Source organism: Vibrio neptunius (assembly GCF_000967495.1).
GTDB lineage: Bacteria > Pseudomonadota > Gammaproteobacteria > Enterobacterales > Vibrionaceae > Vibrio > Vibrio neptunius.
The window spans coordinates 17094-32898 of the sequence record NZ_JXXU01000011.1; the positions used below are offsets into that span (position 1 = coordinate 17094).

Annotated in this window: 13 protein-coding genes; 7 read left to right on the top strand and 6 right to left on the bottom strand. The window is 44.4% G+C overall.

What is annotated here, in order from left to right:
* The first annotated feature begins 88 nt into the window (after window positions 1-88).
* Both TW84_RS04260 and tpdA read left to right on the top strand, forming a co-directional pair.
* The gene (locus TW84_RS04260) at window positions 89-1450 is read left to right on the top strand and encodes an L-serine ammonia-lyase (protein WP_045974437.1); all 1362 of its coding nucleotides are present in this window, start codon (window positions 89-91) and stop codon (window positions 1448-1450) included.
* A gap of 231 nt (window positions 1451-1681) precedes the next feature.
* Entirely contained in the window at window positions 1682-3394 is a 1713-nt protein-coding gene (tpdA, locus tag TW84_RS04265; RefSeq protein ID WP_045974438.1) for a cyclic di-GMP phosphodiesterase TpdA, read from the top strand.
* Between the two features lie 25 nt (window positions 3395-3419).
* Here tpdA and TW84_RS04270 read toward each other — a convergent pair whose 3' ends face one another.
* Together TW84_RS04270 and queD are read right to left on the bottom strand one after the other, a co-directional pair.
* Window positions 3420-4574, bottom strand: a complete 1155-nt coding sequence (locus tag TW84_RS04270) for an amino acid permease (RefSeq protein WP_045974439.1) — start codon at window positions 4572-4574, stop codon at window positions 3420-3422.
* A 466-nt stretch (window positions 4575-5040) separates the two neighbouring features.
* A complete protein-coding gene (gene queD, locus TW84_RS04275; RefSeq protein WP_045974440.1) occupies window positions 5041-5403 on the bottom strand; it encodes a 6-carboxytetrahydropterin synthase QueD in 363 nt (120 codons plus the stop codon).
* Window positions 5404-5696: 293 nt separating this feature from the next.
* Between queD and TW84_RS04280 the strand changes: the two genes are divergently transcribed.
* A complete protein-coding gene (locus TW84_RS04280) occupies window positions 5697-7310 on the top strand; it encodes a methyl-accepting chemotaxis protein (protein ID WP_045974441.1) in 1614 nt (537 codons plus the stop codon).
* 183 nt (window positions 7311-7493) lie between these two features.
* Window positions 7494-8894 carry an asparagine--tRNA ligase gene (gene asnS / locus TW84_RS04285; protein WP_045974442.1) on the top strand — a complete coding sequence of 467 codons (1401 nt, stop codon included), beginning with the start codon at window positions 7494-7496 and terminating at the stop codon, window positions 8892-8894.
* Between the two features lie 323 nt (window positions 8895-9217).
* On the opposite strand, the gene TW84_RS04290 is transcribed toward asnS, so the two are convergent.
* The gene (locus TW84_RS04290; protein ID WP_045974443.1) at window positions 9218-9424 is read right to left on the bottom strand and encodes a hypothetical protein; all 207 of its coding nucleotides are present in this window, start codon (window positions 9422-9424) and stop codon (window positions 9218-9220) included.
* A gap of 96 nt (window positions 9425-9520) precedes the next feature.
* Entirely contained in the window at window positions 9521-10912 is a 1392-nt protein-coding gene (locus tag TW84_RS04295; protein ID WP_045974444.1) for an aminotransferase-like domain-containing protein, read from the bottom strand.
* Between the two features lie 195 nt (window positions 10913-11107).
* Here TW84_RS04295 and TW84_RS04300 point away from each other — a divergent pair, with 195 nt between their 5' ends.
* The 3 genes from TW84_RS04300 to TW84_RS04310 all read left to right on the top strand — a co-directional run bounded on the left by TW84_RS04300 (window position 11108) and on the right by TW84_RS04310 (window position 14503).
* Window positions 11108-11353, top strand: a complete 246-nt coding sequence (locus tag TW84_RS04300; protein WP_045974445.1) for a hypothetical protein — start codon at window positions 11108-11110, stop codon at window positions 11351-11353.
* Window positions 11354-11598: 245 nt separating this feature from the next.
* Complete coding sequence (locus TW84_RS04305; RefSeq protein ID WP_045974446.1) at window positions 11599-13104, top strand: HD domain-containing phosphohydrolase; 1506 nt, start codon at window positions 11599-11601, stop codon at window positions 13102-13104.
* 208 nt (window positions 13105-13312) lie between these two features.
* Window positions 13313-14503: an amino acid aminotransferase gene (locus tag TW84_RS04310; protein ID WP_045974447.1), complete on the top strand. Its 1191-nt coding sequence runs from the start codon at window positions 13313-13315 to the stop codon at window positions 14501-14503.
* A 59-nt stretch (window positions 14504-14562) separates the two neighbouring features.
* Here TW84_RS04310 and TW84_RS04315 read toward each other — a convergent pair whose 3' ends face one another.
* Both TW84_RS04315 and TW84_RS04320 read right to left on the bottom strand, forming a co-directional pair.
* A complete protein-coding gene (locus TW84_RS04315; RefSeq protein ID WP_045974448.1) occupies window positions 14563-15192 on the bottom strand; it encodes a membrane protein in 630 nt (209 codons plus the stop codon).
* Window positions 15193-15357: 165 nt separating this feature from the next.
* Window positions 15358-15735, bottom strand: coding sequence for a hypothetical protein (locus tag TW84_RS04320; protein WP_045974449.1), 378 nt, complete (start codon window positions 15733-15735; stop codon window positions 15358-15360).
* Window positions 15736-15805: the final 70 nt, after the last annotated feature.

Here is a 15805-nt window from a genome sequence, read left to right on the forward strand (position 1 = left end):
TAGTGAATTAAGTGGTTAAATAAAAAATATAACGATAATAATAAGCCTCCCGCTCCCCGTTGGGAGGCTTTGTTTTGAGGAAATCGATATGATTAGTGTTTTTGACATCTATAAAATCGGTGTTGGTCCTTCAAGTTCACACACTGTAGGCCCAATGAAAGCGGGTAAAGAATTTATTGATGATTTACGTTCAATGGGAAAATTGCGCGACATCACTAAAATCACCGTTGACGTTTATGGATCGCTATCACTGACAGGGAAAGGTCACCACACCGATATCGCCATCATCATGGGTCTTGCAGGCAATACCCCTGAGAAAGTAGATATTGACTCTATTCCGGGTTTTATCGCTCGCGTAGAGGAAACGGAACGACTTCCTGTTGGCATGCACTGTCATACAGTATCCTTCCCGAAAGAAGGTGGAATGAACTTCCATAAAACTAACCTTGAGTTGCACGAAAATGGTATGCAGATCCATGCATGGATCGAGAACGAGAAGGTCTACTCAAAAACCTATTACTCGATCGGAGGGGGATTCATCGTCGATGAAGAGAACTTCGGCAAGGAGCAAGCAAACCCGGTTAAAGCACCTTATGAGTTCACCACGGCAGAAGAGCTGGTCAACCAATGTAAAGAAAGTGGTCTTTCCATCAGCACGCTTGTGATGAAAAACCAAGCTGCTCTTCACTCTGAGGAAGAATCTCGCACTTACTTCGCTAAGATCTGGAAAACCATGCGTGAGTGTATGGATCGCGGTATGAATACAGAAGGTATATTACCAGGTCCACTGCGTGTACCTCGTCGTGCTGCGGCTCTTCGCCAACAATTGATGACTTCGGAAAAAACGACTAACGATCCAATGGCTGTCGTCGATTGGGTCAACATGTTTGCTTTTGCAGTCAATGAAGAAAATGCTGCTGGTGGCCGAGTTGTAACGGCACCAACCAATGGTGCGTGTGGCATTATCCCTGCGGTATTAGCATACTACGACAAGTTTATTCAGACTGTTACTGAGAAAGATTACATCCGCTACTTTGCGGCTTCTGGCGCAATAGGTGGCCTATATAAACGTAACGCCTCAATTTCTGGTGCGGAAGTCGGTTGTCAGGGCGAAGTCGGTGTAGCATGCTCAATGGCAGCGGCTGGTCTTGCGGAACTAATGGGTGGAAGCCCAGAGCAAGTTTGTATGGCTGCGGAAATCGCTATGGAACACAACTTAGGTCTCACCTGTGATCCTGTCGCTGGTCAGGTGCAGGTTCCATGTATCGAGCGTAACGGTATTGCCGCCGTAAAATCGATCAACTCATCTCGTATGGCTCTGCGTCGTTCATCAGCCCCTACGGTGTCTCTGGACAAGGTTATTGAAACCATGCTAGAAACCGGTAAAGACATGAACGCCAAGTACCGCGAAACATCTCAAGGTGGTCTTGCAGTAAAAGTTATCTGCTAATGCCACACTCTACCTCTCTTCAAAGCCCGTTTTAACGGGCTTTTTTATTGCCAGTCCACTTTTTCTTACTGTTAGCTTCAATCTACTCGCATTTCTATCATCTAAGTTATAAAAAAAACTAAATCGGACACTATATCCTCACACTTAGGATATGCTCGCAATGTATCACATCTAACTTGTCTCATTATTGATAGTTTCCCGCTACATTTAATCCCAGGAGCGCCTTCACAAATGATTAGGTTTGAATTAGGAAACCAAATCTGCGTTTGTTTGTCAGACAGCAACATTTCATTAGAATTAAACCACACACGACACTCTTCTCTTTCGATCAGTCAGAATGAATACCTGATTTTAAGTATCATCTCTTGCTACGGAACGCTAAACGCGCCAATAAGTCAGCGTTGTATTGAGCGCAAGATCTCTCAATATCACAACATCACACTGCCTGAAAATGGATTTAAAAACATCGTTGCTTCTCTTCGAAAAAAATTCAAACAACTGACCAAGTCACATCTGAACTCTCGTAAAAACATCATTGAAAACATCCACAGAGTCGGTTATTTCGTCCCGTTTAAAAGCCATGACAATCAACAAAATGGGGCTCAACAACAAGCCAAGCTCAATAAAACATCCAAGTCCGCTATGCGTCACGCTATCGCGTTTTGTCTGACAGATAAGAAGCTCTATGTCGATTTGGGGCTGACCTTGGCCATAGCCAGTTTTATATTCTTTGCCACATGCTATTACGCAATCAATAGCATTTTACATCAGGGATACTTTGGTAATGTTGAAGACTTTACCGATTCCCTCTCCGAACAATCTTGTTTCTCGGACCCGAATACACTGCAGTCGCTTTTTGATAATGTTGAACTGATTGAATCAAGTATGATGATAGATAAGTTCAATACCTACTGCCTTGTCACTGCCGAATCCGTGATGCCCATCAATCATGACCAATATGATGACTGGTTCAAAAATGGCAATTACACCACTCAAACTCTGGAGAAAAATAACACCAAGATAACGGTGCGAGTTAAGAATATTAACTTATACCGTTCCATTGAGAACTACATTTCTAGTACTTTCCTAAAAGGTATGAAGGTTTGCACCAATACGGGTAATTCTTTTGATATAGGCAGTACGGAAGGAAAGGTGTTTGTTTCCAAAGAGCAAAGCGATGGATTCAAAGAGTTTTTCTACGTTTCAAATCCATTTAAAAATATCTTGCTCTTCACAGCGTTGCTTGCTGTAACGATGCGATACAAACGCTTACTCGCAGTCATTCAATATTTTTGGGCAATTCGCCGTTTAAATCTCAAACTTGAGCCTATTTATGACACCACCTGTCATCAGAATATTCACTACGAAGCTTTATCACGCTTTAGTGTTAAAAACACTCAACAGTTCATTGAAACCCTCATCGCCAACAAGCTGCTATTACTGCATACCTTGTTAGTTATCCGCATTATATATAGCGATAGTAAGTCTCTTATTGCACCATTAAGTATCAACGTATGTCCTTCTCTGTTAAGCGGTAAACACTTCTCCGTGCTTTATTGGGAGCTCAAGCAATATGATTGCAATCATCTGACAATTGAAATCACTGAAAATGCCTCTATGTACTATACACAAGAGATCTATCGGAATATCACTAGACTAAAAACACTCGGGTGCTCCATCAGCATTGATGATTTCGGTACCGGTAACAACAACGTTGAACTTATTGGTAAGATAAAGCCCGACTACCTTAAGATTGATCGCGAGTTTGTTCTCGGCCTAAAAAAGGACATCAAGCGTATCGAAACATTGAGACAGCTAATTGCGATTGGTAGAGCCAATCAGTGCAAGGTTATTGTTGAAGGGGTTGAAACTGCCGACTGTGCGCATTTACTGACCACCTTGGGTGCCCACATCCATCAAGGTTTCTACTATTCATTAAGTTAAAAAAGGCGGGAGACCCGCCTTTTATTTAGATAACTTGGGAAACAAGCAAGAAGCCACCAAAAAACAAAGAAAACATCAACATTATACTTCCACCTTCTGCGGTGTATCGCGTCGTCTCTGCATTGGCAAGCCTTATCTTGTATACCATAGCAAGTGGTACAAACACTGCCAAAAACACCAGAATGATCCCAGCGTAGCTCAACACTGCCAAAAACTTGTCTGCAGCCAACAAGGCTCCTGCAAGTGGCAAAATGAACGTAATCACGTAGGTGACAAGATGGTTCTGCCGGAACATATCACGGTTTTGATTGAATAAAGACATGGCCACACCAAAGAACGACGTCAATAGCGCCAACCCTGTAAACACCGATAGAATAGTACCAATCCAAGGCGAGTGATGTTCAAAGGCTTGGATAAGCTCTGACACATTGGAGAACTCGCCTAGCTGTTCGGGTTGTAAGTTACCGACAACAGCAAACAACCAGCATAAGTAGCAGAGCAAGGGAATCACTGAACCAACAATCACCATGTTTCGTAATTGGTGATCGGTCGCTTCATGGTTGTAAGAGACGAGAGAAGGTATAACAACCATAAACCCGAAGCTAGTAAACAGTACAGCACTGGTTTTGAACAGGGCTAAATGATCATGATTCATCACCTGAGTGATGTTAGCGAAACGAAAGTCTGGCAGTAGCAGAGCCAAACTCAAACTTAGACTAGCAATCATGATGAAAAACAGTGAGCGGTTGAGTTTGTCAATAACACCTGTACCACAGGCGATAACCGCACCAGCAATAAGCGTGAAGAGAATTTGAGTCTGGCTAGCAGAGAGTTCAATACCTATTTCTCTGGTAAACTGACCTAAGAGGTCTGCCGCACCAAGAATGTAAGCCATTAGCAAACAAATCAATAAAGCGTATAGCAGCAGGTTCGTTACTAACTGCCCCACTTTTCCTAGTGTCTGACGAGCCACAGAGTTAAGGCCCAAACCACCGCCTGCCTTTAACGTCGCTTCGAGTAACAACAAAGCCGCGTAAGTTGTCCCAAAGCAGATAAAAATCATTAATAATGATCCATACCACAAACCAAATTGTGCTAGAACCATTGGAATGGCTAGCATGCCAGCACCGAGTGCAGTACCGGAAATAATCAGGGAGCTACCCAGAAGTTTAGTATTCATAATTGTCGTATCTGTTTTAATAAATAAAAGATTGAGATGTGCGCGTGCCTAGCGCGGGGCCAAGAATCAAAAACGATACGAATAGCGGGCTTTATAGAAAAAAAGGCTTAGGAAAGAGTGGCGCAGAGAAAAAACGCAGTTGAACATGGAGAGGGGAACGAGTGACGTCGATAAAACGTGTGGCGAACCTTCTGTCGGTTCGATGATCGGGGTTGTAATTTTGAAGATCATTGAGGTGTCCGATTAAGTGAGACAGTCCTTTAAAACAAAGCAGCAATTCCTCTGCTACCTACTCTTCAGCATGAAGAGAATAAACATCTTAAACATTGACGATAGGATTGCAATCTCCCCAAGAGAGAAAATGCGCTATTCACTGACAAAAACACAGAATACGCTTTAAAGCTGGCGGATGAGTATCAAAAAAGCGAAGCTCTGTGCTTCGCTTCTTTTCAAACATATAGGTATGTTATTCGCCTGCGTAAATGCAACCTGCGGTACACGTCTCTTTAATTTCAACTTTGCTCAGTAGTGGCAAGGTTGGCTTCACTTTCTGCCAAATCCATTTCGCCAGTACTTCGCTGGTCGGATTCTCTAAACCTTCAATATCATTGAGGTAGTAGTGGTCAAGTTGATCATAAATAGGTTTAAACGCGGCTTTGATTTCCGCAAAGTCGACAACCCACCCGGTATGAGGATCAACTTCGCCTTCTACATATAGACGAACTAAGAAAGAGTGGCCATGCAGTCGACCGCACTTATGCCCTTCCGGTACATGTGGAAGGTGATGTGCCGCTTCAAACATAAACTCTTTGTATAATTCAGTTTTCATTTTGGATCTCAGGCATTACAAAAAGACAGGCAATACTAAGGAAATAGTGTAGTAGTGACAAGGTGCACTCAGCGATTAATAAAATTATTTATAAGATGGTGAATTCTCAATTTTTGTAGCACGCCGAAAAAATGTCGCTACGTCAAAGTTTTGATTACATAAGCCCCACATCACATTTACATAATCCACACATTGTGTAGGGTCACAATAACCATGTACATCCATTGAGTGAATGTGCATATAAGTCATTATATTTGACGTCTATTCCAATTCTAACAATTAAGCAGTTGTAAATGAGCTCAACCATTACTACCAAGTTGCTGGCAACCCTAGTCACCGTGTTCTCTCTGGTACTGGCTTCCTCCACCGCCTATCAGTATTGGCAACAAAAAGAGCTGATGAATTCCGTTCTCAGCGAACAGTTACACGACAAAGCCAGTAACTACTTCGACAGCCTCAATATGATGATGCTAACCGGAACCATGGCGCAAAAAGAAACACTTCGCCAAAAAGCCTTAGCTCAGGATGGTATCGAGCAGGTCAAAGTCCTTCGTGCTGACGCAGTCAGTAAGCTGTATGGCCCAGGCCAACCAAACCAAGCACCTGAAGACGAGATTGATCAACGTGCTCTCAGTGGCGAACTAGTTATCGAGCCCATTTCTGCCGCATGGGGTAATGGTTTAGTTGTCGCTTTACCTATGAAGGCCAGTGAAAACTATCGTGGTACCAATTGTGTCTCTTGTCACATGGCCCCAGAAGGCGAGGTACTCGGTGCTATTCGCCTAGAGTACAACTTATCTCACGTCAATAGTATGATCAGCCAGCGCACAATGATCGCCGTAACCATTATGGCAACATTTGGCTTCATCGGCTTTTTGTTGACTCTGTTCCTGATCCGTAAATTCATTGTTCGTCCTATCCAGAAAACATCACGTTACATGCAGAGTGTGAGTGAAAGTAAAGATCTCTCGAAACGGATTGAGCATAATAACAAGGATGAAATTGGCCAGCTGTCTATGGCGATCAACTCGTTTATGGATACTGTGAGTCACAGTTTAGAGAGAGTACAAGAAACCTCCCACCATCTGACCCATTCAGCAACGGGACTCACAGATGTTGCTCGAGTCACAGACCAAGCTGCGCATAATCAGCAAAATGAAACCTCGGATGTCCAAACCAGCATCGAGCAAATGCAGTCCCAGCAGGTACAAGTTGAGCGAGCCACTGATGATGCCTCTAGCTTGATCAAACACACCACCAGCATCGCTGAACAAAGCGCGACTCAGGCGCATAACGCCAGTACTGAAATTAAGAGCCTAGTCACCGATATTGAACAAGTGAAAGTCAACATTGTTGAACTCAACGATCAAACGGCAGAAGTATCGACTATTTTGGAGGTCATCAAAGGTATTGCGGAGCAAACTAATCTGCTAGCGCTGAACGCTGCTATCGAAGCGGCACGAGCAGGTGATCAAGGTCGTGGTTTTGCTGTGGTCGCGGATGAAGTACGTCAGCTAGCAAGTCGAACGTCGCAGGCTACCGGCAGTATCGAAAACATCATTTCTCAGTTCCAAAAAGATAGTGAAAGCTCACTGTCCTCGGTTGATACCGTGTGCGAAACCGCTCATCAACGCTCCAATGAGATTGAAGCGCTGTCTGTGGCAATGTCTGAAGTAGTGACGGAAATGCAACAAGCACTCTCTCATGCACAAAGTATTCAGCAGCAAACAAGCAATACCACTCATATTAGTCAGCAGGTACAGCACAAAGTCGAAATCATCACCCTGCATGCCGATGACACCTCTCAATCTGCCGCAAAAACGCGCGACATCAGCATGAATCTAGAGCAACTTTCAGAACATTTGGAGTCTTTGATCAACCAATTTACCCTTTCGCGGAAGAATTGAGTCGATTTGGACATTTTTTGCGCCACTATTAGCGAATAAAGGTTGAAGCCTAAGAATTGAAAGGTAATATGTTCCATTGAATAGATGAAATTCAATCCAACCCAATGTTTGCTCGCTTTTTATTCAGTGAGTCCACAATAAAACATTGGGTTGATTTTTTACTCAATGGAGAATATTTACAACATGACTTACGCGCCTGTATCAGACGTATTAAGCGGTAAGCTAGCAGTTGACAGTGAGGTAACTGTCCGCGGCTGGATCCGCTCGCGTCGTGATTCCAAAGCTGGAATCTCTTTCCTTGCCATCTACGACGGCTCTTGTTTCGACCCGATTCAGGCCGTGGTCCCTAATAATCTAAATAATTACAACGAAGAAGTTCTAAAACTGACAACAGGTTGTTCTGTTGAAGTGACAGGTACTATCGTTGAATCTCCAGCAAAAGGTCAGGACTTTGAGCTTGCAGCGACAGATGTAAAAGTCGTTGGCTGGGTTGAAGATGCTGATACTTATCCGATGGCGAAAACTCGTCACTCGATTGAATACCTACGTGAAGTAGCACACCTTCGTCCACGTACGAACGTTATTGGCGCTGTCGCGCGTGTACGTAACTGTTTGTCTCAGGCAATTCACCGTTTCTACCACGAGCAAGGTTACTTCTGGGTGTCTGCACCGCTTATTACCGCTTCTGATGCAGAAGGTGCAGGTGAAATGTTCCGCGTATCTACGCTAGACATGGAAAACCTACCGCGCACAGAACAAGGTAAAGTGGACTACAACGAAGACTTCTTTGGTAAAGAGACGTTCCTAACCGTATCTGGCCAGCTTAATGGCGAAGCTTACGCTTGTGCGCTAAGCAAAGTGTACACATTTGGCCCTACCTTCCGTGCAGAAAACTCAAACACCAGCCGCCACCTAGCGGAATTCTGGATGGTTGAGCCTGAAGTTGCTTTCGCTGATCTTGAAGATATCGCGAAACTGTCTGAAGACATGCTGAAGTACGTATTTAAAGCAGTACTGGAAGAGCGTCGTGATGACCTTGAGTTCTTTGCACAACGTATCGACAAAGAAGCGATTACTCGCCTAGAGAAATTTGTTGAGTCTGATTTCGCTCAGGTTGATTACACTGATGCCATCCAGATTCTTCTCGACTCTGGCCGTGACTTCGAATTCCCAGTTGAATGGGGTATCGATATGTCTTCAGAGCACGAGCGTTATCTCGCTGAAGAACACTTCAAAGCACCAGTAATCGTTAAGAACTACCCGAAAGACATCAAAGCCTTCTACATGCGCCTCAACGAAGATGGAAAAACAGTAGCAGCAATGGATGTACTTGCACCAGGCATTGGTGAAATCATCGGTGGTTCTCAGCGTGAAGAGCGTCTGGACGTTCTTGATGCCCGCATGCGCGATATCGGCATCGATCCAGAGCACATGGATTGGTACCGTGACCTTCGTCGCTACGGCACAGTTCCTCACTCAGGTTTCGGTCTGGGCTTTGAGCGTCTGGTTTCTTACGTAACAGGTATGGGTAACGTACGTGACGTCATTCCATTCCCACGTACACCGCGCTCAGCTAATTTCTAAGCAAAAAGCACACTGATAACATTAAAAAGCCTCCTCATGGAGGCTTTTTTAATGTCTGCCACTATTCAAATTTGGCCGTAGTGAAAACGTCACATTATTATCAAGCGCGCAACACCAAGGTGTTTGGGTTGGATGATTTGTATTAAGCATGGAAACCACGAACATGGATTAGGAGCATACAAGCCCTATGTCGAGGTAGCAGCGCGTTGCAGAATGCGGAAGATTTGATGGCCTTCTATCCCGATAATAGTCGCCCAACCTCCGCAAATCCTGAGAAATAGAGTATCGGAGCCTCCCTCATTTAGGGAGGCTTTCGTTCGCTGTTAAGAATCTTGTGCTTTTGAGGCGTATTTGATACCAAACAGGCAAAGCCCAAACATGACAAATGGAATCGCGGCAGCCGTGTATTCTGTCCAAACCATATCAGCAAAAGACTTAGCAAGAATCAGGTGACCAAAAATCAATAAGAATGCACAGAAAATCGCGACAATAATCAAACGAAATTCCTGCTTATGGCGTTGTTTTTCCATACTTTCCTCGCTAACTGTATAAATTTCCCGATTATTTCATCACAGAGTTGATCGGTAAGCGCAGTACAGTTGAAGCGAAAAATGACCAAACAGTGATTAATCAGTGATCGCCTTAGCAATTTCCATCATGATCTGCTCCAGCTTGCTGGTCATAGGATATGAAGCGTTCAAACGGATACAATTCTGGAACTGCTCACGGGAGCTAAACAGCCGCCCATAAGCAATAGTAATTCCACGCTGTTGTAATCTTTGGTAAAGCAAGTAAGTGTCTACCCCCTTGCTCAATTCTATCCAGACAAAGTACCCCCCCTGAGGCTGACTAACTATAGTCCCTTGAGGGAAACAACGTTTCACGACCTCAATAAAAACCTGTTGTCTGACCGCTAATTCCTTACGCAGTTTTCTGAGGTGATTATCAAGGCTTTCATATTGAAGGAAGTGCGCGACGCCTTCCTGAACGGGCACACTGCCTGATAACGTCGATACCAGCTGCAGCTTCTGTAGTCGCTCATTAAACTGACCATTAACCACCCAACCAACCCGATACCCTGGGCATAAGGATTTAGACAATGAGCCGCACAGAAGAACCCTATCTTCTTGGTCCCAGTACTTAAGCGGCATAGGTTTATCATCACCAAAATACAATTCAGAATAAACGTCATCTTCGACGACCGCGATCTGGTATCGGTTCGCTAGCTCGACCACCTTTTTCCTACCACTGGGCGCCAAGCTCGCGCCAGTCGGGTTATGAAAATTTGGCATTAACCAGCACGCTGATACTTTGTGCCTCTTAATCGCTCGTTCAAACTTCTTTATACACAACCCGGTTTCAGGGTGGACCGGAACTTCAATCGCTTTGAGGTTTAATCGCTCAATCGCCTGAATAGCGCCATAGAATGCCGGTGCTTCAACAATCACTGTATCACCCGGCTGAGTGACCACCTGCAGCCCTAGGTTCAACGCTTCCATTGCGCCTGAGGTAATAACGATATCAGTATGAGCGACCGTTATACCTTGCTTAAGATAACGTTGGGCGATTTGACGGCGCAGCGCTTCGTTACCTGGTGGCATGTTGTCAAACACACTATTGAGTGGCATTTTTCTGCCAGCGCTGGCTAGATGACGATTCAATGCTTGTAGAGGGAATAAATTAGGATCAGGAAAAGCCGAACCGAGCGCAATATCGGCTTTACTATTGCTTTGTAGGAACTCGTATAGCTTGTCGTTAAACTCAGGTGCAACCACTTTGCTTTCTGGCTCAGGCGTTGAAACCCGTTCCATGATCGAAGTGACGAAATAGCCTGACTGCGGTTTGGCGAGTAACCAACCTTGAGATTCAAGAAGTTGATAAGCTTGAAGGACAGTTGAAGCGCTGACTGAGCGGTTACGGCTGGTCATTCGAATCGACGGCACTTTTTCCCCTGCTCGCCAAATGCCATTCTCAATTTGTAACTTAAGCTGTTCGGCCAATTGTTGATAGCGATTCATACTTCCCTCACCTTGTCATTCAGGAAACAAAAGATATCACACATTTGATTGACACTGGCTTAAGCTCACTAAACAATTTTATTAATTTTTAACGCACCCCGTTTGTTGACACTTATCACATTAAATATTTACTTCTCTGTTACATTTAATCACGTATCAGTGATCCGAATAACTCAACGTAAGGACCGGGTAAGAATGAAAAAATACGATGAATCACATATCGAATATAAAGGTGAAAGCAATGGTGTCCACAGTTGGATTGCTCCACACGGTCAACCCTATTACTGGCACCCTGACTGGCTGCATATCGCCGAAGACGCTACTGGCTCACACCCTAAGAAAGACATAGAAGTAGACCAGAATGAGAAAGCGACTGAAAAGCATGCGATAAGAGCAATTCTTTCACACCTAAATGACTGGGCAGCGAAAAAGCTAAAGTAATTGTTTTCGGTCTTATTCAACCACCTACCTTCCACAAGTCACACGCTGCTCTAACACCGTGTGGCTTGTTAATCACCTTCAGTTCGATGCACTCCTCTCAATTGGTACTACCACTACTACTAAAGTGGCAAAAATGTATCTAAACTCGAAATTAAACGATAGTATCGCGGGTCATTTTATAAGTGAAGACTATGAAACTTGGCTTTGCGTAAGCTGAGTTGGGCTTTAAGAATAAGGGCTAGAAAATGGCTAACTCCAACTATAACGCGCCTCTAACGCTAAAACTGTACGCGATTGCGGCTGTGGTTTTCGGTACTTATGGCGGGCGGGTTTGCCCATTTTTAGAAACCCTGACAACCCAGGAAATTTTATTCCACGTCGGGGTAACCTTTGGCGCGCTGTTTGTCGTTCGACATTTTTTGCTCAATGACCACTCTTTACTTGAAGAGCAACGCCAAGCCCGACTCGATGCCACCCTGTTTTTTATGGGCAGCGTCCCACTCGCAATATTCTATAACCTTCATTACGACTTTGGACTCGACAGTAATCTCAAGGTTTTGTTTGGGATGACCTTGTTCGGCTTTTTCTCTGGTTTGATTTTACAGCTCGCTTCCAAGCTCGAGAAATTTGATCAATTAACACAAACAGAACACTATCATTTTGAACTCAGTGGTGAGCGTCAATCTATGGTCAAACAAATGATCATGATGATTGCTATGCTCCTCATCACCTTAACGACCATGCTCACCATGGTTGCAGTAAAAGATATATTCTGGTTACAACATAATCCTGAGCGCATTCTCGATGGCAGTGCTACCGTTAGTGTGATTAAAGAGTTCATCTATTTGTCATTGGTGCTCGGTGCTTACGTCGCGACGATTCTCATACTGTGGACCAAACTAATGCGTAAAGTTTTGTTGTCTCAGGAGTGTTCTTTACAACAAGTCGCACAGGGCAATATTGCCAAGCGTTTACCTATTTTTGAGCATAATGAGCTCGGTTCGATGGCCTCTCTGACCAACAAGATGCTCGATAGCCTGCAATCGACTCAAGACGAAGTCAAAACCACTCGTGATGTTGCCATTGTCTCTCTTTCAGCACTGGCAGAATCTAGAGATAACGAAACTGGCGCGCATATTTTGCGTACCCAAGAGTACATTCGCGCCTTAGCCAACTACCTTTGCCAATTTGACAAACATAGGGCGCTGCTTACTCCTAATTACATAGAACTGTTATACAAATCGGCGCCATTGCACGACGTAGGTAAAGTGGGTATTCCTGACAGTATTTTGCTCAAACCCGGTAAACTCACCGACGACGAGTTTAAGACGATGAAACGCCATCCAGAAATTGGGGCGAAGGCCCTCTCGATTGCAGAGAAACATCTGGGCAGTAACTCTTTCCTTCAATTGGCGAAAGAGATCGCTCTAAATCACCACGAAAAATGGGACGGTAGTGGCTATCCGAAGGGATTAAAAGGCGATGAAATCCCACTTTCTGGTCGTTTGATGGCGCTTGCTGATGTGTATGACGCGCTAATCTCCGAGCGTGTTTACAAAAAAGCCTTCAGCCATGAGAAAGCGAAATCCATTATCCTTGAGGGTAAAGGCAGTCATTTTGACCCTGAGCTGGTTGACGCCTTCCTTACAATAGAACAGGAATTTGTCGATATCGCCGATAAATACCGTAGCTTAGAAGCCGAAGAGAATGCGATGGCTTTGGAAGAACTTCAAGCCAATGAGCCGACTTAAACTTCTTGCATCGAATTAACACCTACTTCCAAAGTTAATGCGCTTTGCGCTGTTTTTAATGGGTAAAAAGTAGGTTAGGCGCCGAGTGCATTTTAAATGTGCCTATTTTGTCATTTTCTTACTGGTTGATGTTGTCTCGACAAGCGCAGATAAGGTATAAATAACCGAAATATTTATATCCTCCCTTCGACTCACATGGATGACAATTATGTTTGAAAAAGTAGTTGCTGCGCCGGCAGATCCTATCCTTGGACTGACAGAAGAGTTCAAAAAAGACTCGCGAGCAGACAAAATTAACCTTGGCGTTGGTATTTATAAAAATGAACAAGGTGAAACCCCTGTTCTAGCCACCGTTAAAAAAGCGGAAGCCGCCCTAATTGAAAGCGAAAAAACCAAGTCATACCTTACTATCGAAGGGACCGCTGAGTATGGCCTAGCGGTACAGAAACTCCTATTTGGTGGAGATTCTGATATTGTTAATAACAAATTAGCAAAAACCGCTCAGGCTCCTGGTGGTACAGGCGCATTGCGCGTGGCGGGTGAGTTCATCAAACGTCAGTTAGGTGATGTGAAGATCTGGATCAGCAACCCAACTTGGGCTAACCACAACGGTGTATTCACTGCAGCAGGTATCGAAACCGCTCAGTACAGCTACTACAACGCTGAGACAAAAGATAAAGATTTCGCGGCAATGGTAGCCGATCTTGAGCAAGCGTCTGAAGGCGATATTGTCCTTCTTCATGGCTGCTGCCATAACCCAACAGGCATTGACCCAACACTTGAAGAATGGGAAACACTTGCCAAGCTGGTTGCGGACAAAAAACTGCTACCTCTGTTCGACTTCGCTTACCAAGGATTCGCCAAAGGCGTTGAAGAAGATGCGGCAGGTTTACGTATTTTTGCTAAATACAACAAAGAGATCTTAGTCGCGAGCTCCTTCTCTAAGAACTTTGGCCTCTACAACGAGCGTGTAGGTGCATTCACCTTGGTTGCGGAATCAGAGCAGACAGCGGACACAGCATTCTCTCAAGTGAAAGCCATCATCCGTTCTATCTACTCAAACCCACCAGCACACGGTAGCGCAGTTGTGACGCACATTCTTAACAATGTTGAACTGCGCAATGAGTGGGAAGCGGAAGTAAAAGAAATGCGTGACCGTATTCAAGACATGCGCGAACTGTTTGTTGCCACCCTCAAAGAACAAGGCGTTGACGCTGACTTTAGCTTCATTGAACGTCAAAACGGTATGTTCTCATTCTCTGGCCTTTCAAAACAACAGGTGACTCGCCTTAAAGATGAGTTCGCCATCTACATCGTAGGTTCAGGCCGCATCAGCGTAGCAGGTATGACTCGTTCGAACATGCTACCACTTTGTAAAGCACTGGCCGCTGTTCTATAAGCGACCAGAATCCAATAAAAAAGAGCCAGCTGATGCTGGCTCTTTTTGTGTGATAGCGCCTAGAAAAGATAACGTATGCTAACGCCACCTTCATTGGTCGTCGTTGAACCATTGTTTCGATGCGTATAGAAACCACCGAAGACCAACTTCGTCGACACCTGATAATCCCCCCGCATATTAAAGATATCTTCATCAAGAATGTCGCTCCGTCGTAACCCACCGGTCACTGACAGCTCCCAGGACTTATTTAACTCATATTTAAGCGTCAAATCTCCGCCCCACATGAACTTATTGTCGCTCGAAATCTTTGCATCTGTAATATCGTTGGTTTGTGTTGACCAAACAAAGCCGGCTTTCGCGCCTGCGACCAAATCCCACTTATCCTCTAATGGGTACCTAAATGCAGCACCAGGCAGTAAAGTGTAAATCTCGGTGGTTGTGTTTTGCGGATGGATAAACCTGGCTTCGTAATCCAATGTAGCGAGAAACTGATTGTCGATAAGCATGTTGCCCCCCACCGCTAGAGAAGTCACATTGCTATTTACCCCTAAATTCTCATCAAGCGAGCCCGCACTTAAGTCGGCGTACAGAAAGTTGTAATTGAGGTTGTTTGTCGCACTTTGCCCGTGAGCAGTAAATGATGCCGCCACGAGAATTGGAATAAGGAGATGAGGCCGTTTTACTTCCATGAATACCTCTTTAGACGAACGAATAAAGCCAGTGTATGGGAGAGAACGCACTTTTAATAATCACAAATGACTGCCGTTCTGGATTTGAAAGTATAGCTCAGCTTGGCGCAAGTTATTGAGAGATCAACAGGATTGTCACAATAGAGAAAGGCCCAAACTTGGGCCTTAGAAAGTAATGATCAATTCATCTTGCTGATGGCTTTCAATATGAGTATTGGAGCGGTTCCTCAGTTTTTCGATTTGTTCTCGCTCGAGCTCATAAGGCATCACCAGTTTCAGCTCTTCAATGCCTTCACTCCGTGCTAATTGCATCAGTGTCAGAATATTGGACTCATCGCTCCGACTTACCGACAGTGATTTCATTGCCTGATCCCACAGGCGGTCTTCCGCAGATACCGCCTCTTTGATCGTACTTTTCCAAGCCAAACTGAAAATAGGTGCGAAGGTACTCATTGCTTCTAAGAAAGTCCATTTCTTACTGCACGACGCGCCAAGAAAAGAGGTATAGTCGAATACCACACTTGCCTTGCCCTGATGTTCCATATCAATCTCCTCTGGTAGGCAACACAGTATCCTCAATATCGTCTATCACTATCCATATAGCAATAGGATA